The organism is Aeromonas sp. QDB17 (assembly GCF_027705305.1).
GTDB classification, from domain to species: Bacteria; Pseudomonadota; Gammaproteobacteria; order Enterobacterales; family Aeromonadaceae; genus Aeromonas; species Aeromonas caviae.
Map to the genome: position 1 here is coordinate 250397 of NZ_JAPDBP010000001.1, position 23773 is coordinate 274169.

20 protein-coding genes and 1 tRNA gene are annotated in these 23773 nt (G+C 61.8%); 6 read left to right on the plus strand and 15 right to left on the minus strand.

What is annotated here, in order from left to right:
• Positions 1-2: 2 nt before the first annotated feature.
• The 8 genes from OKC41_RS01095 to tadA form a co-directional block, all read right to left on the minus strand.
• Entirely contained in the window at positions 3-905 is a 903-nt protein-coding gene (locus OKC41_RS01095; RefSeq protein ID WP_042017562.1) for a homocysteine S-methyltransferase family protein, read from the minus strand.
• 295 nt (positions 906-1200) lie between these two features.
• Positions 1201-1743 (minus strand): hypothetical protein, encoded by a 543-nt coding sequence (locus OKC41_RS01100; protein WP_010675261.1) that lies wholly within the window; start codon positions 1741-1743, stop codon positions 1201-1203.
• An 18-nt stretch (positions 1744-1761) separates the two neighbouring features.
• Positions 1762-3081, minus strand: a complete 1320-nt coding sequence (locus OKC41_RS01105; protein ID WP_201893618.1) for a hemolysin family protein — start codon at positions 3079-3081, stop codon at positions 1762-1764.
• 241 nt (positions 3082-3322) lie between these two features.
• A complete protein-coding gene (phoU, locus tag OKC41_RS01110) occupies positions 3323-4033 on the minus strand; it encodes a phosphate signaling complex protein PhoU (protein WP_270671602.1) in 711 nt (236 codons plus the stop codon).
• A 108-nt stretch (positions 4034-4141) separates the two neighbouring features.
• A complete protein-coding gene (gene pstB, locus OKC41_RS01115; protein WP_010675264.1) occupies positions 4142-4960 on the minus strand; it encodes a phosphate ABC transporter ATP-binding protein PstB in 819 nt (272 codons plus the stop codon).
• A 104-nt stretch (positions 4961-5064) separates the two neighbouring features.
• Positions 5065-6714, minus strand: coding sequence for a phosphate ABC transporter permease PstA (gene pstA / locus OKC41_RS01120; protein WP_219595921.1), 1650 nt, complete (start codon positions 6712-6714; stop codon positions 5065-5067).
• Between the two features lie 17 nt (positions 6715-6731).
• A complete protein-coding gene (locus OKC41_RS01125; protein ID WP_182951640.1) occupies positions 6732-8969 on the minus strand; it encodes an ABC transporter permease subunit in 2238 nt (745 codons plus the stop codon).
• Between the two features lie 169 nt (positions 8970-9138).
• Positions 9139-9687, minus strand: coding sequence for a tRNA adenosine(34) deaminase TadA (gene tadA / locus OKC41_RS01130; RefSeq protein WP_080768115.1), 549 nt, complete (start codon positions 9685-9687; stop codon positions 9139-9141).
• Positions 9688-10065: 378 nt separating this feature from the next.
• On the opposite strand from tadA, the gene OKC41_RS01135 reads away from it, so the two are divergent.
• From OKC41_RS01135 to aceA, 4 genes are all read left to right on the plus strand, one after another.
• A tRNA-Pro gene (locus OKC41_RS01135) sits at positions 10066-10142 on the plus strand.
• Positions 10143-10399: 257 nt separating this feature from the next.
• The gene (locus tag OKC41_RS01140) at positions 10400-10540 is read left to right on the plus strand and encodes a hypothetical protein (protein ID WP_010675269.1); all 141 of its coding nucleotides are present in this window, start codon (positions 10400-10402) and stop codon (positions 10538-10540) included.
• A gap of 692 nt (positions 10541-11232) precedes the next feature.
• Positions 11233-12840, plus strand: a complete 1608-nt coding sequence (gene aceB / locus OKC41_RS01145) for a malate synthase A (protein ID WP_201893614.1) — start codon at positions 11233-11235, stop codon at positions 12838-12840.
• Positions 12841-12909: 69 nt separating this feature from the next.
• The gene (aceA, locus tag OKC41_RS01150) at positions 12910-14223 is read left to right on the plus strand and encodes an isocitrate lyase (protein WP_041213155.1); all 1314 of its coding nucleotides are present in this window, start codon (positions 12910-12912) and stop codon (positions 14221-14223) included.
• Positions 14224-14323: 100 nt separating this feature from the next.
• Here aceA and hda read toward each other — a convergent pair whose 3' ends face one another.
• From hda to upp, 3 genes are all read right to left on the minus strand, one after another.
• Positions 14324-15025, minus strand: coding sequence for a DnaA inactivator Hda (gene hda, locus OKC41_RS01155; RefSeq protein ID WP_010675272.1), 702 nt, complete (start codon positions 15023-15025; stop codon positions 14324-14326).
• A gap of 102 nt (positions 15026-15127) precedes the next feature.
• Positions 15128-16156: a DUF2066 domain-containing protein gene (locus tag OKC41_RS01160; RefSeq protein WP_042864114.1), complete on the minus strand. Its 1029-nt coding sequence runs from the start codon at positions 16154-16156 to the stop codon at positions 15128-15130.
• 144 nt (positions 16157-16300) lie between these two features.
• Positions 16301-16927, minus strand: coding sequence for a uracil phosphoribosyltransferase (upp, locus tag OKC41_RS01165; RefSeq protein WP_005302745.1), 627 nt, complete (start codon positions 16925-16927; stop codon positions 16301-16303).
• 176 nt (positions 16928-17103) lie between these two features.
• Here upp and purM point away from each other — a divergent pair, with 176 nt between their 5' ends.
• Positions 17104-18141, plus strand: coding sequence for a phosphoribosylformylglycinamidine cyclo-ligase (gene purM, locus OKC41_RS01170; RefSeq protein WP_010675274.1), 1038 nt, complete (start codon positions 17104-17106; stop codon positions 18139-18141).
• Between the two features lie 32 nt (positions 18142-18173).
• Entirely contained in the window at positions 18174-18812 is a 639-nt protein-coding gene (gene purN / locus OKC41_RS01175) for a phosphoribosylglycinamide formyltransferase (RefSeq protein ID WP_201893612.1), read from the plus strand.
• 114 nt (positions 18813-18926) lie between these two features.
• On the opposite strand, the gene OKC41_RS01180 is transcribed toward purN, so the two are convergent.
• The 4 genes from OKC41_RS01180 to OKC41_RS01195 all read right to left on the minus strand — a co-directional run bounded on the left by OKC41_RS01180 (position 18927) and on the right by OKC41_RS01195 (position 23759).
• The gene (locus OKC41_RS01180; RefSeq protein ID WP_201893610.1) at positions 18927-19688 is read right to left on the minus strand and encodes a Nif3-like dinuclear metal center hexameric protein; all 762 of its coding nucleotides are present in this window, start codon (positions 19686-19688) and stop codon (positions 18927-18929) included.
• Positions 19689-19795: 107 nt separating this feature from the next.
• Entirely contained in the window at positions 19796-21130 is a 1335-nt protein-coding gene (locus OKC41_RS01185; protein ID WP_010675277.1) for a sigma-54 dependent transcriptional regulator, read from the minus strand.
• Between the two features lie 70 nt (positions 21131-21200).
• Positions 21201-22235 carry a PAS domain-containing sensor histidine kinase gene (locus OKC41_RS01190; RefSeq protein WP_201893602.1) on the minus strand — a complete coding sequence of 345 codons (1035 nt, stop codon included), beginning with the start codon at positions 22233-22235 and terminating at the stop codon, positions 21201-21203.
• 105 nt (positions 22236-22340) lie between these two features.
• The gene (locus tag OKC41_RS01195) at positions 22341-23759 is read right to left on the minus strand and encodes a sigma-54 dependent transcriptional regulator (protein ID WP_270671645.1); all 1419 of its coding nucleotides are present in this window, start codon (positions 23757-23759) and stop codon (positions 22341-22343) included.
• Between the last annotated feature and the right edge of the window lie 14 nt (positions 23760-23773).

Genomic DNA, 23773 nt, shown 5'->3' on the forward strand with positions numbered 1-23773 from the left:
CCTTAACGCAGCCGGCTGGCCAGCGCCTCGATGTGTTCCGGGCCGATGCCGCAGCAGCCGCCGATGAGGTTTGCCCCGGCTCTGCGCCAGCGCTCGGCCCAGCCGAGGTAATCCAGCGGCCCCAGATCGCCGCGGATCTCGTCCAGACCATCGTTGGCAGTCGCCTCCTTGGGCTGGGGCGGGAAGGCGTTGGCATAGGCGCCGAGGCGAACGTCGGTGCGCCCCTGAACCTGCAACGCGGCGACGGCCACCTTGAGCGCCCCTTCAATCACCTCGGGCTGGCAGCAGTTGAACAGGATGGCATCCACCCCGGCCGACGCCAACGCGGCCACGGCATCCGCCACCCGCTCGCCGGAGCGCAGGGTGGGCTCGCTACCCGGCGCCTCATCTTCCAGAGTAAAGGAGACCCAGAACGGCTTGCCGTCCTCGGGCAGCAGGGCCTTGAGAGCCAGGGGCTCAGCGATGAGGCTCATGGTCTCCGCCAGCCAGAGATCCACATGGGGTGACAGGGCACGGATAAGCGGTGTCGCCAGCTCGCTCACCCGCTCGGCCTGATAGAGGTCCGCACGATAGGAGCCAAAGAGCGGCGGCAAGGAGCCGGCCACCTTGACGGCTCCCCCCTGTTCGTCGGCCACGCCTCGGGCCAGTTGCCCGGCCAGAGCCGCAAGTGCCTCCCCTTGGGCGGCAAAGCGCGCCTCGCCGATATGGAAGGGCACCAGGGCATAGCTGTTGGTGGTGATCACCCGGGCACCGCTCGTCGCATAGGCCTGGTGTACCTCGCGCACCGTCTCGGGCGCTTCCATCAACGCCAGCGCCGACCACTCCGGTTGACGGAACGGCGCACCACGCCGCGCCAGTTCACGGCCCATACCGCCATCGAGTACCCACAAATCCTGCTTGTCCATCTCTGTCTCTCTGCGTCTCCCCGCCATGACGGGTGTTTATTGTGTGAAACCACATTAAGCCATCAAAACATCTAGACGGCTAGAAATCCCAAATATCATGACCCAAAGTAGAACAAGAGGCAATCGGGGGCTACGAACAAATCCGGGCAAGCTCAGGATGATGGCGGCAAAGGGAAGTCTCCCCGGCACAGGCATCACCTGGCAAGGCACTGAAACGACAAGAGGCCACCCCGGGGGGTGACCTCTTGTGAAACAGGGGATCAAGGCGGGCACAGCCGCCGATAACCAGAGGGACTCAGCGCCCGGCCAGCACCCGCTTGGTCTGCTTGACCCAGTCGGAGACCCGGCCCTGATGGGGATAGCCCTGCCAGATCTGCTCCCACTGGGCGGGGCTGAGCGGGCGGCCCAGCCGACGCTGCACCCCGGCATAGAGGTAGTCGTGAGCCGTGGTGCGTGCCTGGGCGGAGGTGAGGAACTTGGCCACCGGGTCGGTCAGGCGCACATCCCGCATGCCGAGCAGCGGGTAGTCGCTGTGCACCGCCGCCAGCATGGTCTCGCGCATGGCGGATTCGATGTAACCCCGGGCAAACAGGGCGGTGACCGATTCAAGCGACCCTTGATCCGGGCCGTGATACTCCTCGTCGAACACCGGGCTGGGCTCTGCCACGGCGCTTTGCACCACCGCATCGGGATCCTGCTGCGGGACCACCACGGCAGGCTCGGGGGTAACGGGTTTGGCAGGCGTCACCGGCTTGCGCGGTGCGCTCTGGCTGCAGGCACCCAGTGCCAGGGCGAGCGCCACACAGGCCAGCGCACGGGAATGTGTCTTCATCTTCATGATTGCTAACGAACTCCTTTAGGATTCCTGAGCGGGCTTCTCATTGCTCGCAGGTTCTACCCGGGTGACCAGCAACTGGTCAATCTTGTAACTGTCGATGTCCACCACTTCGAACTTGTAACCGGCATATTTGACCGAGTCGGTGCGCTTGGGGATCTTGCGCAGCATGTACATGATGAAACCGGCGATGGTCTCGTAATTCTGGTTTTCCGGGAACTCCTCGATGTCGAAGGCGCGCATCACGTCGGAGATGGGGGTCACCCCGTCCACCAGCCAGGAGTTCTCGTCCCGCTGCACTATCTGCTCTTCCACCACGTGGGTGGCCCACTCCCCCATGACGGTACTCATCAGGTCGTTCATGGTGACGATGCCCACTACCAGGGCGTATTCGTTCATCACCACCGCAAAGTCGCCGCGATGGTTCTTGAAGTACTCCATCGCCTCGTAGAGGTTGAGGGTGTCGGGAATGATGATGACGTTCTGCACCAGGGAGCCGCTGTTGAGATCGATGCTCTGGCCGCCGATGACGCGGATCAGCAGCTCCTTGGCATCCACGAACCCCTTGATGCTGTCGAGGTTGTGGTCGCACACCAGGAACTTGTTGTGGGGGTGCTCGGCGATCTTCGCCTTGATGCTCTCCTCCCCCTCTTGCAGGGTGAAGTAGATGAGGCTCTCCCGCGCCGTCATGGCGGAAGTGACACCCAAGGACTGGAGCTCGAACACGTTCTCGATGAGCTGGTGCTCCTCGCGCTGGATGACACCGGCTTCGGCACCTGCATCCATCACCGCATAAATATCGTCGGAGGTGATCTCGTCGTTGCGCACCATGGAGATGCGCATCAGCCGGAACAGGCCGTTGGCCATGCCGTTGAACAGCCACACCAGTGGCATCAGCAAGGTGACGCACAGCATCATGGGACGCACCACCACCACGGCGATCCGCTCGGGCATGGTCATGGCGAGGCGCTTGGGCATCAGGTCTGCTATCAGGATGAACATGCCGGTGACGAAGACGAACGAGGCCGCAGAGCTGATCTCGCCAAGCCAGGGCCCCTGATAGAACTCGGAGATAAACGCCTTGATGGCCGGGTTCAGGGCAGACTCGCCCAGGATACCGCCCAGGATGGCGACGGTGTTGAGGCCTATCTGCACCACGGTAAAGAAGTTGCCCGGCTGGGCCTGCAATGCCAGCACCTTCTCGGCGTGGCGGTTGCCCTCGTCGGCCATCACCTGCAACTTGATCTTGCGGGAGGCGGCAAGGGAGATCTCGGAGAGTGAGAAGAACACGCTGCCGGCGACAAGCAGCATCAGAAAGAACAAACTATCGGCAAAACTCATGATTAACCTATTGCTACAGCCGCCTTAGCACAAGACGGCAAACTGGGCCCGGGAAACCGGACCGTGACTCCATCCGGGACTCACACAGGGGCCATATTCTAGCAGAAAAGCGCCCGCCGGGTGGCGTTATCTTGAACTGCCGTGCCATGCAATGAAAAAGGCGCTCAAAGCGCCTTTTTATTCAATCAGGGTTGGATTCCCATCGTGCAGCCGCGACAGAGTCTCCACCCAAGGCGCCCCATCAGCCCTTGCCCAGCAGATCGCTCAGGTCATCGGCCTTGGTGTGACGCACATCCTTGCCCTTGACGTAGTAGACGATGTACTCGCAGATGTGCTGGCAGCGATCACCGACCCGCTCGATGGCCCGCGCCGCCCAGAGCACGTTGAGCACCTGGGGGATGGTGCGCGGATCTTCCATCATGTAGGTCATCAGCTCGCGGATGATGGACTCGTACTCCCGGTCCACCTTGTCATCTTCCTTGTAGACCGCCAGGGCGGCATTCAGATCCATGCGGGCGAAAGCGTCGAGCACGTCGTGGAGCATCTTGATGGTGCGACGCCCCATGTTCTCCAGCGACACCAGCGGTGGCTGGGGCTTGTTGGCGTTGTCGGTCAGCATGCGGGCAATCTTGTCCGCCACGTCGCCAATCCGCTCCAGATCCGTGATGGTCTTGATGATGGCCATCACCAGCCGCAGGTCGGACGCGGTGGGCTGACGCTTGGCGATGATGCGGGTGCACTCCTCGTCGATCGCCACTTCCATGGCGTTGACCTTGTGGTCGTTGGCCACGATCTTGCGCGCCGCATCCAGATCCTGGCCATGGATGGCGGCGATGGCGTCGGTGAGTTGCTTCTCCACCAGCCCCCCCATCACCAGTACCTGGTTGCGCACGCTCTCAAGCTCGGCATTGAACTGACCGGAGATGTGTTTGTTGAGGTTCATATTGTCCATACCAGTAATCCTTGTTGCTCCGATTATGCCTTAGCCGTTGAACTGACTGCCAATCTGTTTGTTGATGCTCATCTTGCTCATCTTGCTCATCTCAATCAGCGGCATCCCTTAGCCGTAACGACCGGTAATGTAGTCTTCGGTCTTCTTCTTGGCCGGGGTGGTGAAGATGGTGTTGGTATTCGAGTACTCGATGAGTTCCCCCATGTACATGAACGCGGTCTGATCCGAGACCCGCGCCGCCTGCTGCATGTTGTGGGTCACGATCACCACGGTGAACTGGCTCTTGAGCTCGTTGATGAGCTCCTCGATGGTGAGGGTGGAGATGGGGTCCAGCGCCGAGGTCGGTTCATCGAGCAGCAGCACTTCCGGCTCGATGGCGATGGCACGGGCAATCACCAGACGCTGCTGCTGACCGCCGGAGAGACCAAAGGCGTTGTCATGCAGACGATCCTTCACTTCCTCCCACAGGGCAGCACCGCGCAGGGAACGCTCGGCGGCCTCGTCCAGGGTACGGCGGTCATTGATGCCCTGCAGACGCAGGCCGTAGACCACGTTCTCGTAGATGGACTTGGGGAAGGGGTTGGGGCGCTGGAACACCATGCCCACCTGACGGCGCAGGGCGGAGACATCCACGCTCTTGTCGTAGATGTTGTGGCCGTGCAGCTGGATCTCCCCCTCGATGCGGCAGATCTCCACCAGATCGTTCATCCGGTTGATGCAGCGCAGCAAAGTGGACTTGCCGCAACCGGACGGGCCGATGAAGGCGGTGACCTGACCCTTGGGGATCTTCATGTTGACGTTGAACAGCGCCTGCTTGTTGCCGTAGTACAGGTTGAGATCCTTCACCTCCAACGCAGTCTGCTCCGGGGTCAGGTTGAGCAGGTCGGTGGCGGTGTGCGGGGCCGAACTCGGTGTTACGTTGATCATCTGTTTACCTCAAATTCTCTTGGTGGCAGCGGGCAAACGTCTTGCCCGCTGCCGGAATATCTGGTTGGCAGGGAAGGTCCCTGCCCGTCTCTGTAATGGCTGGATTAATGTTCCAGCGACCGGAATTTCTCGCGCAGGTGGTTACGAATACCGATCGCCGTCAGGTTGAGGCCGACGATCACCGTCACCAGCAGGAAGGAGGTGGCGTAGACCAGAGGACGCGCCGCCTCGACGTTCGGGCTCTGGAAGCCCACGTCATAGATGTGGAAGCCCAGGTGCATGAACTTGCGCTCCACGTGCAGGTACGGGAAGTTGCCGTCCATCGGCAACGTGGGAGCAAGCTTCACCACCCCCACCAGCATTAGCGGCGCCACCTCGCCCGCCGCACGGGCAATCGCCAGGATAAGGCCGGTCATGATGGCTGGGCTGGCCATGGGCAGCACGATGCGCCAGAGGGTCTCGGCCTGGGTGGCACCCAGCGCCAGCGAACCCTGGCGAATGGTGCTCGGGATCCGGGCCAGCCCCTCTTCGGTGGAGACGATCACCACCGGCAGGGTCAGGATGGCCAGGGTCAGGGCAGACCAGATGACACCGGGGGAGCCAAAGGTCGGGCTCGGCAGCGCTTCCGGGTAGAAGAGGCGGTCGATGCTGCCCCCCAGGGTGTAGACGAAGAAGCCCAGGCCAAACACGCCGTAGACGATGGAGGGCACCCCCGCCAGGTTGATCACCGCGATGCGGATGATCTTGGTCAGGCTGTTCTTGCCCGCGTACTCGTGCAGGTAGACCGCCGCCACCACCCCGAGCGGGGTCACGATGATGGCCATCAGGATCACCATGAAGACGGTGCCGAAGATGGCCGGGAAGACGCCGCCCTCGGTGTTCGCCTCCCGTGGGTCATCGGAGACGAACTTGCCAATCTGGTGGAACCAGTGACCCACCTTGGCCATCAGGCTCATGTCGTTGGGCCAGACCACATCCAGCACCCGGGACATGGGCATGGTCACCAGCTCGCCGCGCATGTCCTTGACAGTGATGCTGTCTCTGTCCGCCTGGGTACGCAGGGAGAAGAGCTCTTTCTCCAGCACCTGGTAACGGTCGTTGAGCGCCTGACGCTCGCTCGCCAGCTCAGTTTTAAGCTGATCGGTCAGCTTGTCATCCAGCTCGGCCTTGCGCTCTTTCAGGCGCAGGCGCTCCAGCTGGTAGTTGATGCTGCCGATGGCCCCTTTTTGCAGGTCGTTGGCTTGGCTTGAGAGGCCGTTGGCACGGGCCAGCACCCGCTGCAAGGCGGGATGCAGATCCGTGGTCAGCTCCTGGCCATCTTCCTTCACCGAGGTGATGTAACCATAGAAGTTGCCGTTGGTGGCGCGTTCAACCATGGCGAGCTCCGCCGGCTGGGTGCGCGATTTGATATCGGTCTCCAGCACCCAGCGAAAATCGAGGTCCACGAACTCCCGGTTGCCGGTCTTGACCAGATAACGGGTAATCTCTTCGCGATCCTCCCCTTCCAGCGCCTGGCCTGCGGCGCGCAGGCGCTCCACCGGCACCAGCTCCCGGTCGTTGATCTCGCCAATCAGGACGCTCTTGTTGCCGCTTGCATCTTCAAGTTGCCACTCATAGATGGGATGGGGCCAGAAATAGACCAGACCACGCCAGCCAATCAGCAACAACAGACCCAGTACGGCCACCAGACTCAGGCTGACGGCGCCCCCCGTCATCCAGATCCAGGGGGCCCCCGATTTAAACCACTTACCCATTGTCGATTCCTTAGTCCTTACAGAGAGCTGTACTTTTCACGCAACCGCTGGCGGACGAATTCGGCCAGGGTATTGAACAAGAAGGTGAACACAAACAGCACGAAGGCGGCGAGGAAGAGCACCCGGTAGTGGGAGCTGCCCACTTCCGATTCCGGCATCTCCACCGCAATGTTCGCCGCCAGGGTCCGCAGCCCCTGGAACATGGAGAAGTCCATGATGGGGGTGTTGCCGGTGGCCATCAGCACGATCATGGTCTCGCCCACGGCGCGGCCAAGGCCCATCATCACCGCCGAGAAGATGCCCGGGCTCGCGGTGAGGATCACCACCCGGCTCAGGGTCTGCCACGGGGTCGCCCCCAGCGCAAGCGAGCCCTGGGTCAGGTGCTTGGGCACCGAGAAGACCGCGTCTTCGGCGATGGAGAAGATGGTGGGGATGACCGCAAAGCCCATGGCGATACCGACCACCAGGGAGTTGCGCTGGTCAAACTTGATGCCCATGTCGTGGGTCAGCCAGATGCGCGAATCACCGTGCATGAAGGCGTTCTCGATGATGGGGCTCAAGGCGAAGGCGCCCCATCCGATGAACAGCAGCACAGGGATGAGCAGGATGGCGTGCCAGCCTTCCGGCAGCCAGGTGCGGCCGCGCTCCGGCAGATAGTTCCACACCAGGGCGGTGAGCAGCATGCCCATGGGCAGTAGGATCAGCAGCAGGATCACCCCGGGCAGGGCCCCTTCGATGATGGGCGCAAGCCACAGACCCGCCAGGAAGCCGAGGATGACGGTCGGCAGCGCCGCCATGATCTCCACCGTCGGCTTGACGTATTTACGCAGCCCCGCCGACATGAAGTAGGCGGTATAGATGGCGCCGGCGACGCCGAGCGGCACCGCGAACACCATGGCATAGAAGGAGGCTTTCAGGGTACCGAACACCAGGGGCACCAGGCTCAGCTTGGCTTCGAAGTCGTTGCTGGCGGAGGTGGACTGCCACACGTACTGGGGCTCGGGATAGCCTTCATACCATACCTGTTGCCAGAGGGCAGACCAGGTTACCTCGGGGTGATCGTTCTCGACGTCAAAGACCTTGAAGTCATCCCCCTGCTGGGTCAACAGCAGGTTGTGGCGAGGAGAGATGGCAACGGCAGCCAGGTTGCCCCCGTCAACCTTCTCGCCAAGCAGCTTGGCTTCGCCGGTGGCATGGAAGAAGTTGATGGTGCCGTCGCTGCCTGCGCTGATGAAGCCCTTGCGAAAGTGCTCGGGGGTCAGCAGGGCGACCGGCGCGTCACCCTTGAAGTCACGGATCTGGGTGAACTGGCGCTTGCCATCCTTTGCCACCTCGAACCACTGGGAGATGACGCCGTTGTCGTTGCCCACCAGCAGGGAGGACGCACCGGAGAGCAGGGCCACCTGGGTCACGCTGGCATTGGGGGCGTTGATCTCCATGACATTGCGCAGGGAGATGTCGCTCAGGTTGTGGATGTCATAGACCGACAGGCGGTTGCCCTCGCGCACGAACAACAGACGCAGGTTCGGGGTCAGCAGCATCTGGTCAACATGGCGTGGCAGGGACGGAATGGTGTAAGTCTGATTGCTCCACTCGATTTCGCCGGAGAGGAAATTCTCCTCACCGCTCATCACCATCAGCACACCACGACCATCTTCGGTCACGGCCGCGGTGGCCATCTTGTCCTTGGTCGCCTCGAAGACCATGCGCGTCAGCGCCTTGCCCTGGGGATCGATTACCACGGGGGTCTCGCCGAAGGGATATTGCAGGCTGGGCTCAATGACGCGCACGTCATTGGGATAGGAGATCTTGAAATAGGGTTGTACCACCTGAGCCTTGCCGTCGGCAAACCCGTAGGCGATGAGTTTCTGGCCTGGCGCAGGCGGCGCGACCGCCGTGATCTCGCCGTTCACCTGCGCCTCGCCAATCACCTGTCCGGTCTTGATCTTGCCATCCGGTTGCACGGCAAAGAATTTGACCTTCCCCTGGTCGCTGAAGCGGTAACCTATCTCGTTTTGCTCCTCGACCCCGAGCCAGGCGGTCTTGCCCTTGATGGGCAGGGTGAAGGAAGCGGTGCTCTCCATGCTGGCGCCATTGAAGATGGGCTTCACCACATAAAGCAGGTAGAAGAAGATGAGCAACAGCGCCACCAGCACCAGGGCTCCCCCTGTGGTGACGCCATATTTGGCCAATTTATCCTTGATCCGGCGTTTTCGACTGCCCGCCATGACCAGATTTAACGATTCCGATGACATGCAAGACCTCAATGTGAGCTAGGCTTGGCGGCATTATATGGCGGATGCATGACAGTTTTGTTACATCAACAGCGGCAAAGAGCGCAGGCTCCATCGGGGGGTGTGGCAGTTGGTATTCGGGGGGAAGCAGGCCGCCGGTCTGGCAGTGAAATAAAAGCAAACGGGGCCATCAGGCCCCGCTGTCATCTTGAGGAAGCGCCTCTTTCGCGGCGAGTCTGGCCGCCTTCTTCTCGGCGCGGCGCCGTTTGAAGAAATCCGACAGCTGGGCCGAGCAGGCGTCGGCGAGCACCTCCCCCGTCAGTGCCACCTGGTGGTTGTGGCGGGGATCCAGCAGGATGTCGAACACAGAGCCTGCCGCCCCCGTTTTCAAATCCCGGGCACCATAGACCACCCGCTTGACCCGGCTGTGGATGAGGGCGCCGGCACACATGCAGCAGGGCTCCAGCGTCACATAGAGGGTGGTGTCGAGCAGGCGATAGTTTTCAAGCTGCTTGCCCGCTTCCCGAAGCGCCATCACCTCGGCATGGGCGCAGGCGTCGTGCTCGCTGATGGAGCGATTCCACCCCTCTGCCACTATCTTGTCCCCCAGCACCAGCACGGCGCCCACCGGGATCTCGCCTATCCCCTCTGCCCTGGCGGCCAGGGCCATGGCATGGCGCATCCAGCGTTCGTCCTCCTCGCGCTGGCTGATCTGTGCTGCAACTTCAGATGGTTTCACGCCCTGATCCTCTCGTCGATATGATGTCGGCTTGCCTGGCCCCTGCACGGCATCGGCCTCGCACTCCCGGATTTCTGCGTCCCGGCTCTGGGCACAGCGGGCCCCTTCCCCCTCGCGCTAGCCGGTAGCCCCCGGCAGAAGATGCTGTCAATGAAAGAGAGGCCAAAGGCCCCGGCGACATCGGAACGCCCCGAGTTGGGTGTTCGCCACCCTGTGCCCGCCTAAGGGGGCGGCGATTATGCCAAAACTCCGGCCAGGGCCCAAGTTGCATCTTGGCTGAACAATAAAGAAGCAGTCGGCATCTCCCTGATAAAAAAGGAGTTGCGCCCGCCAAATCATCCGATTAGACTTCCTCCCCGTCAGCCGAGCTGACTCCGTCGGTGTGTAGCGCAGCCAGGTAGCGCATCTGCATGGGGTGTAGAGGGTCGGAGGTTCGAATCCTCTCACACCGACCAAATTCCCCGAAAATAGCCCAGTCAAACGACTGGGCTATTTTTTTGCCTGCACGCCCGACGCTTGCCTCTTTTTCCTCTCGCCTCCCCCGTTCATCGGGTCGCCGCTTTTTATTGGCATGAATTTTATACAGAACCACTTGAAGCTTTCATAAAGTGCCGCTAGGATACGCAACTTTTCCGCCGGCCATAAAAACAGGGAGGTGGACACTAGGGTGATGGAATCACCGACCGGCTTGCAATCAATGAGGCAAGCATCCATGACCCAAGCTGTTGACTCCCAGCCCGTTCAGCCCCTGATCTCCCCCACGCCCTCCGAGCTCGATTCCGCAGAGCACGGGTTTGGCAGTTCAGTGCACCTCGATGTGATCGATCTCGCCGCCCCGGATGAAGATTACTGAGACGAGCCCGTGCCATAGTGCGGTTCAAGACGCCGGTTTTGCTGTCCGGCACCGCCCTTGACCCCGGCCAACAGACCGCCACCGCAAATAACGACAAAATGCTGGTTTTTCTTAAAAAATCAGTTTAATTGACTATCTGCTGCGTTCCAACCTCCCTCTCCTTCATGGACACGCCTTGATACAAACCTACGTTATTGCTCGTCATTTCCCTCTCTCCTGTTCGCCTTCGCCATTTTGACTCAATTTGACATTTTAGTTTTAAACGCCAGTTCACTACCCGGTTACTTCATAGCCCCCATCCAGGCTGGATTGAACGAAGGCATTTCATACAGCTGTTTTTGCAAAGCTTGGAGTAATGTCGGGATTTGTTTTTGCACTTGTAATTTTATTACGTAATTAATTACATTTTTAACCCATCCCCTCTACCGAAATCCTCCCCCCTGCCGCCCCGGCAACCCAAGAGCATAACCATCTGCAAAGAGCTTTTGCACTAATCACATAAACCCATTTAAAACAGCATCTTAACTATCATCAAAAAACACCTGTTTTAAAAATCAAGTTGACGAATCCGCCATTCTTTTGCACCTTATGAATCGTGTTACCCCGCTGTTACGGGGAGTTTGAAAGAAAGGGATATAGACGTTAGTCGTAGTTAATAAATTCAAAATGTAACTTTTGGAGGAGTACCCACTATGTCGGCACCGGCCCAGACCATCAGCAGCACCCGCCTGCGCATTCAAGGCGAGATGCTTCCCGATTACGCGCAGATCCTGACGCCGGATGCGGTGGCCCTAGTGTCCGAACTGGTGGAACGTTTCGCTCCCCAACGCAACGAGCTGCTGAAGCAGCGAGTCGCACGCCAGGCCCGTATCGATGGCGGCGAGTTGCCGGACTTCCTGCCAGAGACCGCCCATATTCGCGATGGTGACTGGACGGTGCGCGGCATCCCCGCCGATCTGCAGGACCGCCGTGTGGAGATCACCGGCCCGGTCGAGCGCAAAATGGTGATCAATGCCCTCAACGCCAACGTCAAGGTCTTCATGGCCGACTTCGAGGACTCCCTGGCCCCGGCCTGGAACAAGGTGATCGAGGGCCAGATCAACCTGCGCGATGCGGTCAACGGCACCATTGCCTACCAGAGCCCGGAGGGGAAGGCCTATACCCTGAATCCCAATCCGGCCGTGCTCATCTGCCGGGTTCGCGGTCTGCATCTGCCGGAGAAGCACGTCACCTTTGATGGTGCCCCCATTCCCGGCGGCCTCTTCGACTTCGCCCTCTATTTCCTGCACAACCACAAGGCGTTGCTGGCCAAGGGATCCGGTCCCTACTTCTACGTACCCAAGCTGCAGAGCCATCTGGAAGGGCGCTGGTGGAGCGAGGTGTTCGCCTGGACCGAGGACAAATTCGGTCTGCCCCGCGGTACCATCAAGGCCACCGTGCTCATCGAAACCCTGCCGGCAGTATTCGAGATGGACGAGCTGCTCTATCAGATGAAGGAGCACATCGTCGCCCTCAACTGCGGCCGCTGGGATTACATCTTCAGCTATATCAAGACCTTGAAGAATCACCCCGATCGCGTCCTGCCGGATCGTCAGGTGGTGACCATGGACAAGCCGTTCCTCTCTGCCTACTCGCGACTCCTTATCAAGACCTGCCACAAGCGCGGCGCGCTGGCGATGGGGGGCATGGCTGCCTTTATTCCAGCCAAGGACGCGGCAGTCAACGAACAGGTGTTTGCCAAGGTGCACGCGGACAAGCAGCGCGAGGCCGACAACGGCCACGATGGCACCTGGGTCGCCCACCCCGGTCTGGCCGATACAGCCATGGCGGTGTTCAACGCCACCATTCCGGCGGGTGCCCAGAACCAGATCGGCGTGCTGCGCGAGCAGGATGCCCCCATCACGGCCGCCGACCTGCTGGCCCCCTGTGAGGGTGATCGCACCGAGGCGGGTATGCGCACCAATATCCGCGTCGCCCTGCAATACCTGGAAGCCTGGATCAACGGCAATGGCTGCGTGCCCATCTACGGACTGATGGAAGATGCCGCCACCGCCGAGATCTCCCGCACCTCCATCTGGCAGTGGATCCGCCACGGCAAGACCCTCTCCAATGGTCAGGCGGTGACCAAGGCGCTGTTCCGCCAGATGCTGGCCGAGGAGCAGGAGGTGGTCAGAGGCGAAGTGGGCGAGGCCCGCTGGCAATCGGGCCGTTTCGCCGAGGCGAGCGCCCTGATGGACGAGATCACCTGCGCCGACACACTCATCGATTTTCTGACGCTGCCCGGCTACGAGCGGCTGTGAGACCCGGGCCGGTAACGGCCCCCATAACAAGTCAATGGAAACGTGAAATCAATGAAAGAGGGAACTGATATGGCACTGACCCGTGAGCAACAGATCCAGGCTATCGAGAAAGACTGGGCAGAAAACCCCCGCTGGAAAGGGATCAAGCGCGGCTACAGCGCCGAGGACGTGGTGAACCTGCGTGGCAGCCTGCAGCCGGCACACACTCTGGCCCAACGCGGCGCCGACAAACTGTGGGAGCTGATCCACGGCGGCGCCAAGAAAGGCTATGTAAACTGCCTCGGCGCCCTGACCGGCGGCCAGGCGGTGCAGCAGGCCAAGGCCGGCATCGAAGCCATCTATCTCTCCGGCTGGCAGGTGGCGGCGGACAACAACCTCTCCTCCACCATGTACCCGGATCAGTCCCTCTACCCGGCCAACTCCGTCCCCTCCGTGGTGGAGCGCATCAACAACTCCTTCGCCCGGGCCGACCAGATCCAGTGGGCCAACAAGGTTGGACCAGAGGACAAAGGCTTCATCGACTACTTCCTGCCCATAGTTGCGGATGCGGAAGCCGGTTTCGGCGGCGTGCTGAACGCCTTCGAGCTGATGAAGGGGATGATTGAAGCGGGCGCCGCCGGCGTGCACTTCGAAGATCAGCTCGCGTCCGTGAAAAAGTGCGGCCACATGGGCGGCAAGGTACTGGTCCCGACCCAGGAAGCGGTGCAAAAGCTTGTCGCGGCTCGCCTCGCGGCAGATGTCTGCGGCACCACCACCCTGGTGATCGCCCGCACCGACGCCAACGCAGCGGATCTGCTGACCACGGATGCCGATCCCTACGATGCCGGCTTCCTGACCGGTGAGCGCACCTCAGAAGGCTTCTACAAGGTGCAGGCCGGCATCGAGCAGGCCATCTCCCGCGGCCTGGCCTACGCCCCTTACGCCGACATGGTGTGGTGCGAGACCGCCAAGCCCGATCTGGACGAGGCGCGCAAATTTGCCGAGGCCATCAAGGCCCAGTACCCGGACAAGATCCTGGCCTACAACTGCTCCCCGAGCTTCAACTGGAAGAAGAACCTGGACGATGCCACCATCGCCCGCTTCCAGCAGGAGCTGTCCGACATGGGCTACAAGTACCAGTTCATCACCCTGGCGGGTATCCACAACATGTGGTTCCACATGTACGAGCTGGCCTACCAGTACGCCCGTGGCGAGGGAATGAAGCACTATGTCGAGATGGTGCAGCAGCCGGAATTCGCCGCCGCCGAGCGGGGCTACACCTTCGTGGCACACCAGCAGGAAGTGGGTACCGGTTACTTCGACAAGGTGACCACCGTCATTCAGGGCGGCCAGTCGTCGGTGACCGCGCTGACCGGCTCCACCGAAGAAGATCAGTTCCACTGATAGACAGTGCCCCGTGAGATAGCAAAACCCCGGCCTGAAGCCGGGGTTTCGTTTTATTCGTGGCCTCGGCGTTGCCGAGCCTCAAACCAGCCTGACGGGCTCAGAGCTCGAGGATCTCTTTGACGAAAGGGATGGTGAGCTTGCGCTTGGCGCGGAAGGAGGCGTTGTCGAGACGATTGAGGGTGGCAAGCAGGGTGCGCATGTCGCGGGAGAGGCGGTTGAGCAGGAAACGGCCCACGTCGATGGGCAGCTTGAAACCCCGCAGCTCGGCGCGCAGTTGCAGGGCGCTGAGTTTGCCCTCGTCGTCCAGCTCGTCGAGGTGGAAGCTCACACCCCAGTCGAGACGGGACGCGAGATCCGGCAGTTGCAGCCCCAGCTTGCGTGGCGCGCTGCAGCCGGTAACGATGAGCGTCCCCTCCCCCTTCTCCTTCCAGCGATTGTAGAAGTCGAACAGGGCCCGCTCCCACAGGGCGTTGCCGGCGATCGCCTCCAGGCTGTCGAGACAGACCAGGGGCAGGCTCTCCAGTGCATCGAGCATGCTGGGGTCGAGCTGTTCGAACTGATCGAGGGAGAGATAGGCCGCCGCCGCGTCGCGGGCGTTGACCTCGGCGCAGGTGGCATGGAGCAGATGGGAACGGCCCGACCCCTTGGCTCCCCAGAAATAGAGGAAGGGCGAGCCCTGACCGATGGCCGCATTCTTGAGGGCGGTGATCAGATGGGCGTTGTTGCCGGGATAAAAACTGACGAAGGTTTCATCATCCGGTAGTTGTACGGCTAAAGACAGTTGGGCCGGTTGCTTCACTCGTTGGGCTTTGACTGTGATATTTGCGGGCAAGTGTATCACCAGCGGGGCAGATAGAGAACCGCCCGGACCATGCCGGGCGGTCAGGATCCTTCCCCGGGATCAGGGCTGCGACCATTGATAGCGCAGGCCGCTCTCGTTGTCCTCCACCTGATGCAGGCGGCTCTCCAGTTGCAACCCCCTCACCAGCTCGGCCTTGTCCCCCTGCAGCGAGAGGTTGAAGGTCACCTTGTCCCCTTCCAGCTTGCCGATGGCCACCTTGGTGACACTGGCCATCCCCTGCAACAGCTTCTGGATCTGGATCATGCCATCGATGTCGGACAGCCCCTCCACCACCAGGGTCTGGCTGGAGGCGACACCGGAGAGACGGGTACCGTACTGCTGCACCAGCCAACCGGCCAGGGCATCGGCAAAGCCCTTTGCCACCTCGGCCTGGGTACCTGAACCCGAGCCCTTGGTCAGCTCGGTCAGCTCTCCTGCCTGCGCCCCCGGCTTGGTCCCATAAAGACCCCAGTCGATGCTCCAGGCCTCCCCCTCAGGGCTCAATTTGCCGAGCACCACCATTTCGGCGCCGTAACGCTGGCTTGCCTTGAGCACGGGATCGGCAAAGCGGCCCCAGACATCGGTGGCATTGACCGCCATGTTGTCATCCAAGTCCATCAGCGGGAGACTGACCGGCAGCCCCATGGCCTGGGTCTGGGCACGCAGCGCCTCGGACCAGCCATCGCCGGACTGATCCGGCAGAATGCGCCGCTCCCCTTCGTCGACCACCAGCCAGATGGCGACCTGCGGCCGCACCGGGCCAAGCAGGGCAAACTTGCTCTGGCCGACCAGGGCGTTCACCTTGGCCACATTGAAATCCGCCTTGAGAAACTTGACCGAGCCGATGTCCTGATAGCTGTATTGCTGCACGTAATCCGCCGGCGCCGCCAGGGCCTTCACCACATCCGGCTGGGTGAGGATATCGCGCTTGCCCGTCACCTTGACAAGCACATCCCCCAGCGCCTGGGACTGGGCGGCCGTCATGTCTCCACTGGTGGGAGCCTTGCCCTGATAGAGGTCGGTTACCTGGGCGGCCGACACCACGAGTGGCAGACAGCAGCAGAGGAGAGTCGCTAAGCGTTTCAGCATAAAGAAGATTCTCGAAATGGGGGATGGTGCTTATGGTAGCGGCAAGGCGCGCATGGCAGCAAGCAAAGGGGGGGGGGAGAAACAGCGGAGCCGGCAGGATGCCGGCTCCGTTTGCGCGCCTTGGGCGCGGCGATGGGGTGATGCTTACTTGGTGCCGAAGATCTTGTCGCCGGCATCCCCCAGACCCGGGACGATATAGCCCTTCTCGTTCAGCCCCTGGTCGATGGAGGCACAGAACAGCTCCACGTCCGGGTGAGCGGCTTCCAGCGCCTTGATGCCTTCCGGCGCGGCAACCAGCACCAGCACCTTGATGGACTGGCAACCTTTCTTCTTGAGCAGATCGATGGTGGCGATCATGGAGCCGCCGGTGGCCAGCATGGGGTCGATGACCAGGGCCAGACGCTCTTCGATGTTGCTGACGATCTTCTCGAAGTAGGGGACAGGCTGCAGGGTCTCTTCATCGCGATAGATACCGACCACGCTGACGCGGGCGCTCGGCATGTGCTCCAGCACGCCGTCCATCATGCCAAGACCGGCACGCAGGATGGGCACGACGGTGACCTTCTTGCCCTTGATCTGGTCGACTTCCACAGGGCCGTTCCAGCCATCGATGGTCACTTTTTCGGTTTCGAAGTCAGAGGTCGCTTCGTAGGTCAACAAACTGCCCACTTCCTTGGCCAGTTCACGGAAACGCTTGGTGCTGATGTCGCCTTCGCGCATCAGGCCGATCTTGTGCTTGACCAGGGGGTGTTTGACTTCAACGACTTTCATTATTATCTCCTCTAACCGGCGCCAAAAAAATCGCGGAATCATACAACAAAAGCCACGGCTTGTAGAGCTTTTCGATTCAAAAACGCGCAAACGATTTTCTTTCTGGTTTTTCATGCCCGCTGGTAGAATACGCCCCGAATTTTACCCTCCACTTCTTTATATGACGGGGAATACGCGTGACTGACAAAACCTCACTGAGCTACAAGGATGCTGGCGTAGATATCGATGCCGGCAATGCACTGGTTGAACGTATCAAGGGCGTGTCAAAACGCACTCGTCGTCCTGAAGTCCTTGGTGGTCTTGGCGGCTTTGGGGCCCTGTGTCAAATCCCTGCTGGCTACAAGGAACCGGTACTGGTCTCCGGTACCGACGGGGTGGGCACCAAGCTGCGTCTGGCCATCGACCTGAAGAAGCACGACACCGTGGGGATCGACTTGGTCGCCATGTGCGTCAATGACCTCATCGTGCAGGGCGCCGAGCCCCTCTTCTTCCTCGACTACTATGCCACCGGCAAACTGGACGTGGACACTGCCGCTGCCGTGGTCACCGGCATCGGCGCCGGCTGCGAACAGTCCGGCTGTGCCCTGGTCGGCGGTGAAACTGCCGAAATGCCTGGCATGTATGAAGGGGAAGATTACGACATCGCCGGTTTCTGCGTCGGCGTGGTGGAAAAGAGCGAGATCATCGACGGCAGCAAGGTTGGCGAAGGGGATGCCCTGATCGCCCTGGCCGCCAGCGGTCCCCACTCCAACGGCTTCTCCCTCATTCGCAAGATCCTGGAAGTCTCCAAGGCCGACGTGCAGCAGCCGCTGGGTGACACCACCCTGGCCAACGCCCTGCTGGAGCCGACCCGCATCTACGTGAAGCCCGTGCTCAAGCTCATCAAGGAGTGCGAGATCCACGCCCTGTCCCACATCACCGGCGGCGGCTTCTGGGAGAACATCCCGCGCGTGCTGCCCGCCAACACCCAGGCGGTCATCGACGAGCAGAGCTGGCAGTGGCCGGCGGTGTTCAGCTGGCTGCAACAGGCAGGCAACGTCACCCGCCACGAGATGTATCGCACCTTCAACTGCGGCGTCGGCATGATCATCGCCCTGCCGGCGGATCAGCTGGACAAGGCCCTGGCCCTGCTCAAGGCCGAAGGCGAGAACGCCTGGCACATCGGCCACATCGCCAAGGCGGCCGATGGTGAGGAGCAGGTCATCATTCAATGAATGATCGGATCAACGGCCAGATGACCTCCCCTATGAAACGCATCCTCGTCCTCATCTCAGGCAGCGGCAGCAACCTGCAGGCCATCCTCGACGGCTGTGCCGGCGGCAAGATTGCCGGTCAGGTGGTCGGCGTCATCAGCAACAAGGCTGATGCCTATGGCCTGGTGCGTGCCAGGGAAGTCGGGGTGGCAACCGCCATCCTGGCCCAGCAGCAGTTCGCCAGCCGGGAGGAGTATGATGTCGCCCTGCTGGCTCTGATGGCGGATTATCAGCCGGATCTGGTGGTGCTGGCCGGCTTTATGCGGATCCTGAGCGCCGACCTCGTGCGTCACTTCGCGGGGAGGATGATCAACATCCACCCCTCGTTGCTGCCGAAATACCAGGGTCTGCACACCCACCAGCGCGCCATCGAGGCCGGTGATGACGAGCACGGCGCCAGCGTCCACTTCGTCACCGAAGAGCTCGACGGCGGCCCGGTGATCCTCCAGGCACGGGTCCCCATCTTCGAAGGGGACAGTGCCGACGAGGTCGCCGCCCGAGTCCAGGTACAGGAGCACAGCATCTACCCCCTGGTGGTGCAGTGGTTCTGTGAAGGGCGCTTGCAGATGCGAGAAGGGTCTGCCTTCCTCGATGGCAAGCAGCTTGGCCTGGCAGGCTATGCCAGCGAGTAACCGCTAGCAGCAGTAAGACACAACAAGGGAGGCTCAGGCCTCCCTTGTCATTTCCATCGACCAGCGCAATGGCTGTCATCACGTCCGATGACGCCGCTGCGCGGCTAATCGGCCCTACACCGGATTGTCGATATCGATAAAGGTCACCTCCAACCCGTGTACGGTGGCGAGCCACTCTCCCAGCGCCTTGACGCCGTAACGTTCGGTGGCGTGGTGGCCTGCGGCGTAGAAGTGCATGCCCATCTCGCGGGCGGTGTGGATGGTCTGCTCGGAGGCTTCGCCGGAGATGAAGGCATCGATGCCCTGCTCCGCCGCCTGGCTGATGTAGCTCTGACCACCGCCGGTGCACCAGGCCACGGAGCGGATGAGCTCGGGACCACTGTCACCACAATGAAGCGGCTCGCGACCGAGACGCTCGGCAATCAGCTTGGCAAAATCGCTGCCGCTCATGGGCTCCTCCAGCTTGCCCACCATGGCGACGCTCTTGCTGTTCCAGGGTTCGAGCCCGCGACGCACCTTGATGCCGAGCAGCTTGGCAAGCTGGGCGTTGTTGCCCACCTCGGGGTGCACGTCCAGCGGCAGGTGGTAGGCAAACAGGTTGATGTCGTGGGTCAGCAGAGTCTTGATGCGGCGCTGCTTCATGCCGGTGATCTGGGCCGGCTCGCCGCTCCAGAAGTAGCCATGATGGACCAGGATGGCGTCAGCATCAGCGGCCACGGCGGCATCGATGAGGGCCTGGCTGGCGGTGACGCCGGTCACCACCTTGCGAATGCGCTCGCGCCCCTCCACCTGCAGGCCGTTGGGGCAGTAATCCTTGATGGCATGGGGTTCGAGCAGGTGGTTGAGCAGGCTTTCCAGTTTACGATGAGAGATCATGGGGGTCTCCTAGCTGGGCTCCCCACACACTGTGCGGGGAGCCGGATTCCGATCGTCAGGGCCCATGATAATCGAGCCGGACCGGCAAGGCCATGCGCCTGTCAGGCCTAGGCGGGCAGCTCGATGCCGGCGTCACGCATCTGGGCCAGCTTGTAGCGCAGGGTGCGCGGGCTGATGCCGAGCTTGTCGGCCACCGCTTTGCGACTGCCGTTGCACTCCTGCAGGGTGTCCAGAATGATCTGGTGCTCCTGCTGCTTGAGTTCGCCGCCGAGCCCCTCCCCTGACAGCCGCTCGAGCGGCCGCACCAGGGTCTCGTCCGTCTCTTCCAGGATCAGGTGCTCACAGTCGATGAGGCCGTCTGGGCAGAGGATCAGGGCCCGCTGCACCACGTTGTCGAGCTCGCGCACGTTGCCGGGCCAGGGGTGAGCCATCAGACGCTCTCGGGCGTCCTCTGCGAGCTGCGGCGTCGGCAGCCCCATCTGGCTGGCATGCAGCGCCAGCAGATGCTCCGCCAGGGGAAGAATGTCCCCCGGGCGCTCCCAGAGCGCCGTCCAGCGCAGGGGAAAGACGTTGAGGCGGTAGTAGAGATCCTCGCGGAACAGCCCGTCCTGCACCGCTTTTTTCAGATCCCGGTTGCTGGTGGCAATGACCCGCACATCGAGGGGGATCATCTTGCGACTGCCGAGCCGCTCCACCTCTTTCTCCTGCAAGACCCGCAGCAGCTTGGCCTGCAGCCCCAGATCCATCTCGGTGATTTCGTCGAGCAGCAGGGTTCCTCCCTGAGCCTGCTCGAACTTGCCAGGGCACCCCTGCACCGCACCGGTGAAGGCGCCCTTCTCATAGCCAAACAGGGTCGCTTCCAGCATGTTCTCCGGAATGGCGGCGCAGTTGATGGCGACGAAGGCCTGCTCTGCCCGGCTGGAGTGGTCGTGAATGTAGCGAGCCAGCACCTCCTTGCCCGTCCCGCTCGGTCCGGTCACCATGACGGTGGCTTCGCTTCTGGCCACCCGGGTCGCCAGCTGGAACAGCTCCGCAGTCCTGGGGTCCCCGTACACCACGGCACGCTTCTCCACCTTCTGGGCCGGCACATAACGGCTGACCTGGTTGAGCAGCACCTCGGGAGAGAAGGGCTTGGCCAGATAGTCGATCGCCCCCTCGCGCATGGCGCGCACCGCCCCGTCGATGTTGGCGTAGGCAGTCATCAGGAGCACAGGCACCTGGGGATATTGCTGGCGGATATTGGCGAGCAGGGTCAGACCATCCATGCCCCCCATCTGGATGTCGGAGATCACCATGTCAAAGCGCTGACGGGACAGAGCAAGCAGGGCCCGCTCGCCGCTGTCCACCTCGCGGCACTCATAGCCACCGAGCAGCAGGGTATCCACCAGCGCCTCGCGCAGGCCGTTGTCATCTTCCACCACCAGAATGCGAGCCTGGGTCATGCCACACCTCCTACAACCAACATGGCCTTGTCGAGAATCATCTTCACCGGCGCTCCGGCTTTTGCGCGCATCATGCCACGCCCCCCAACTGAACCTGTTGCTGATGCAGGGGGAAGGACAGGGTAAAACAGGTGCCCTCGCCAGGGACCGAGGCCACGCTTACCTCCCCCTGATGGGCTCGTACCACCGACTGCACCACCGCAAGACCGAGGCCCGTGCCCTGGGAACGGGTGGTAAAGAAGGGTTCGAAGATCTGGTTGAGCAGGGAGGGGGCCATCCCCTTGCCGTTGTCGATGACCCGCATCTCCACCCGGTTGCCGCTGCGTACAGCGCTCACCAGGAGCGAATCGGCACCGGCCTGCCGGGCGTTGGCGATGAGGTTGTTGATGGCCCCCGCCAGGGCACTGCTGTTGGCAAGCAGACAGAGATCGGGCTCAGGGGCCTCCAGATGCAAGGCGCAGCCCTGCTGCTGGCAGAAGGCTTCGGCCCCCGCCTGCACTTCCGCCAGCAAGCCCTGCACCGAGAGGGGCGCCACCACCTGGTTGTCGCCATTGCGGGCAAACAGCAGGATGTCGTTGATCTGTTTTTCCAGGTCTTGCAACCTGGCCATCAATTTTTGCTGGAACTGGCTGCGGGATTCAGGCTTGAGGGTGCGGTTGGCCAGGTTGGCCGCATAGAGCATGGCGGCGGAGAGCGGGGTGCGGATCTGGTGCGCCAGAGAAGCCGCCATGTTGCCAAGGGCGGAGAGGCGCTTCATGTGGTTGACCCTGTCCTGCAACTGGCGGGTCTCGGTCAAGTCGGTAATGAACACCAGTTGGCCGGTCTGATCCGGCAGCGGCTGGGTCGACAGCTGGACCCGACGGCCGTCTCGCAAGGAGATCTCGTGACCGTCATCCTCACGGGGTTCGAAGCAGCGGGCGATGATCTGGCGCCAGGAGAGGCCTTCAAGTGGCTCTCCCAGCAGCGCCAGGGCGGCAGGGTTTGCGCGGGTGATCAGCCCCTCGCCATCGAGCAGCAGCACGCCGGTCGGCAGCGCCGTGAAGATGGCGTAAAGCTGACTCACTTCATGTGACTGGAGGGGGGCATCCTGCTGCAAGATTGTCATAAAGCTGACCTCAAACTGGCGATTGAGTCAGCTTATTCAATTTCCATGCCAGCAAAATAGACGTTATTTATCAATGCATTGGGTCAATGCGTCAAAGCATTGACCTCAATTGTCCTTGCTCATGCCGTACTTCTTCATCTTCTCCACCAGGGTGGTACGGCGCATGCTGAGCAGGTCGGCGGCGCGGGCCACCACCCCGTCCTGGCACTCCAGGGCCTGGCGGATCAGCTCCACCTCGAGATCGGCCAGCATCTCCTTGAGGTTGACCCCCTCCTGGGGCAACTGCATGGGCAGGGGCATGGCGATGCCGGGATCCAGCTCTGGTGGGGACTGAAACACGGCAGCCAGGGCGTCCCGCTCGTCCATCTCGGTGAGCCGTTCATCTCGTGGCTCGCAGGGCAGCAGGCGATAGCGGCCGGGCAGATCCGCCACATCGACGATCTGGTTCGGATAGAGGATGAGCAGGCGCTCGATGAGGTTGGACAGCTCGCGCACGTTGCCGGGCCAGGCGTACTGCATCAGGGACTCCATGGCGCGCTGGGTCAGACGGATGATCCCCTTGTGCTGTTCGGCATGGCGATTGAGCAGCTCCTGCAGCAGCAGCGGGATGTCGTCGGCCCGATCCCGCAGGGGGGGCGTCTCGATGGGGAACACATTGAGGCGGTAGTAGAGATCTTCGCGAAATACCTGGGTGCGGATCATGGCTTCCAGATCCCGGTGGGTCGCCGCGATCACCCTCACATCTGCCTGGACGGCCTTGCCGCCCCCGACCCGGTCGAACTGGCGCTCCTGCAGCACCCGCAGCAACTTGACCTGCATCGGCAGCGGCATGTCGCCGATTTCGTCGAGGAAGAGGGTGCCCCCCTGGGCCAGTTCGAAGCGGCCGCGCCGGGCGGCAATGGCACCGGTGAAGGCCCCCTTCTCGTGACCGAACAGCTCGCTCTCGAGCAGCTCCGCCGGAATGGCGCCGCAGTTGATGGGCACGAAGGGGCCCGCGCTTCGGGCAGACAGCTCGTGGATGGCGCGAGCCACCACCTCCTTGCCGGTTCCGGACTCACCGAGGATCAGTACGTTGGCGTCGGTCTCGGCCACCTGGCCGATGAGACGGCGCACCTCCTGGATGCCCCTCCCCTTGCCCACCAGCAGGCGCAGCAGGGTCTGACCCTTGTCGTGGGTCTGATGACGGGGATGCAGGGAGATGAAGGCCTGGCAGAAGTGCAGATGACGGGTGAGGGACTCATAGGTAAAGGGCGCCTCGGCCACCCCGATGAAGTTGCTGCAACCATGGCTCGCTGGCATCAGGGAGAGAAAGGGCAGACGAGGGTGGGCGGCAAGCAGCTCACTCAGGGCGCGCTCGCGCAGTTCCCCGGCCAGAATCCCCTGCAAGGGCCCGGCAGTCTCGATGGCCACATCGAGATCGCTCTCCACCACCTCCTGCCAGGGGATCCCCATGAAGGAGAGCACAGTCCCCAGTTGCTGGCGCCGCACATCATCGGCATCAACAAGCAGCACACCCATAGCCATCCTATCCATATTTT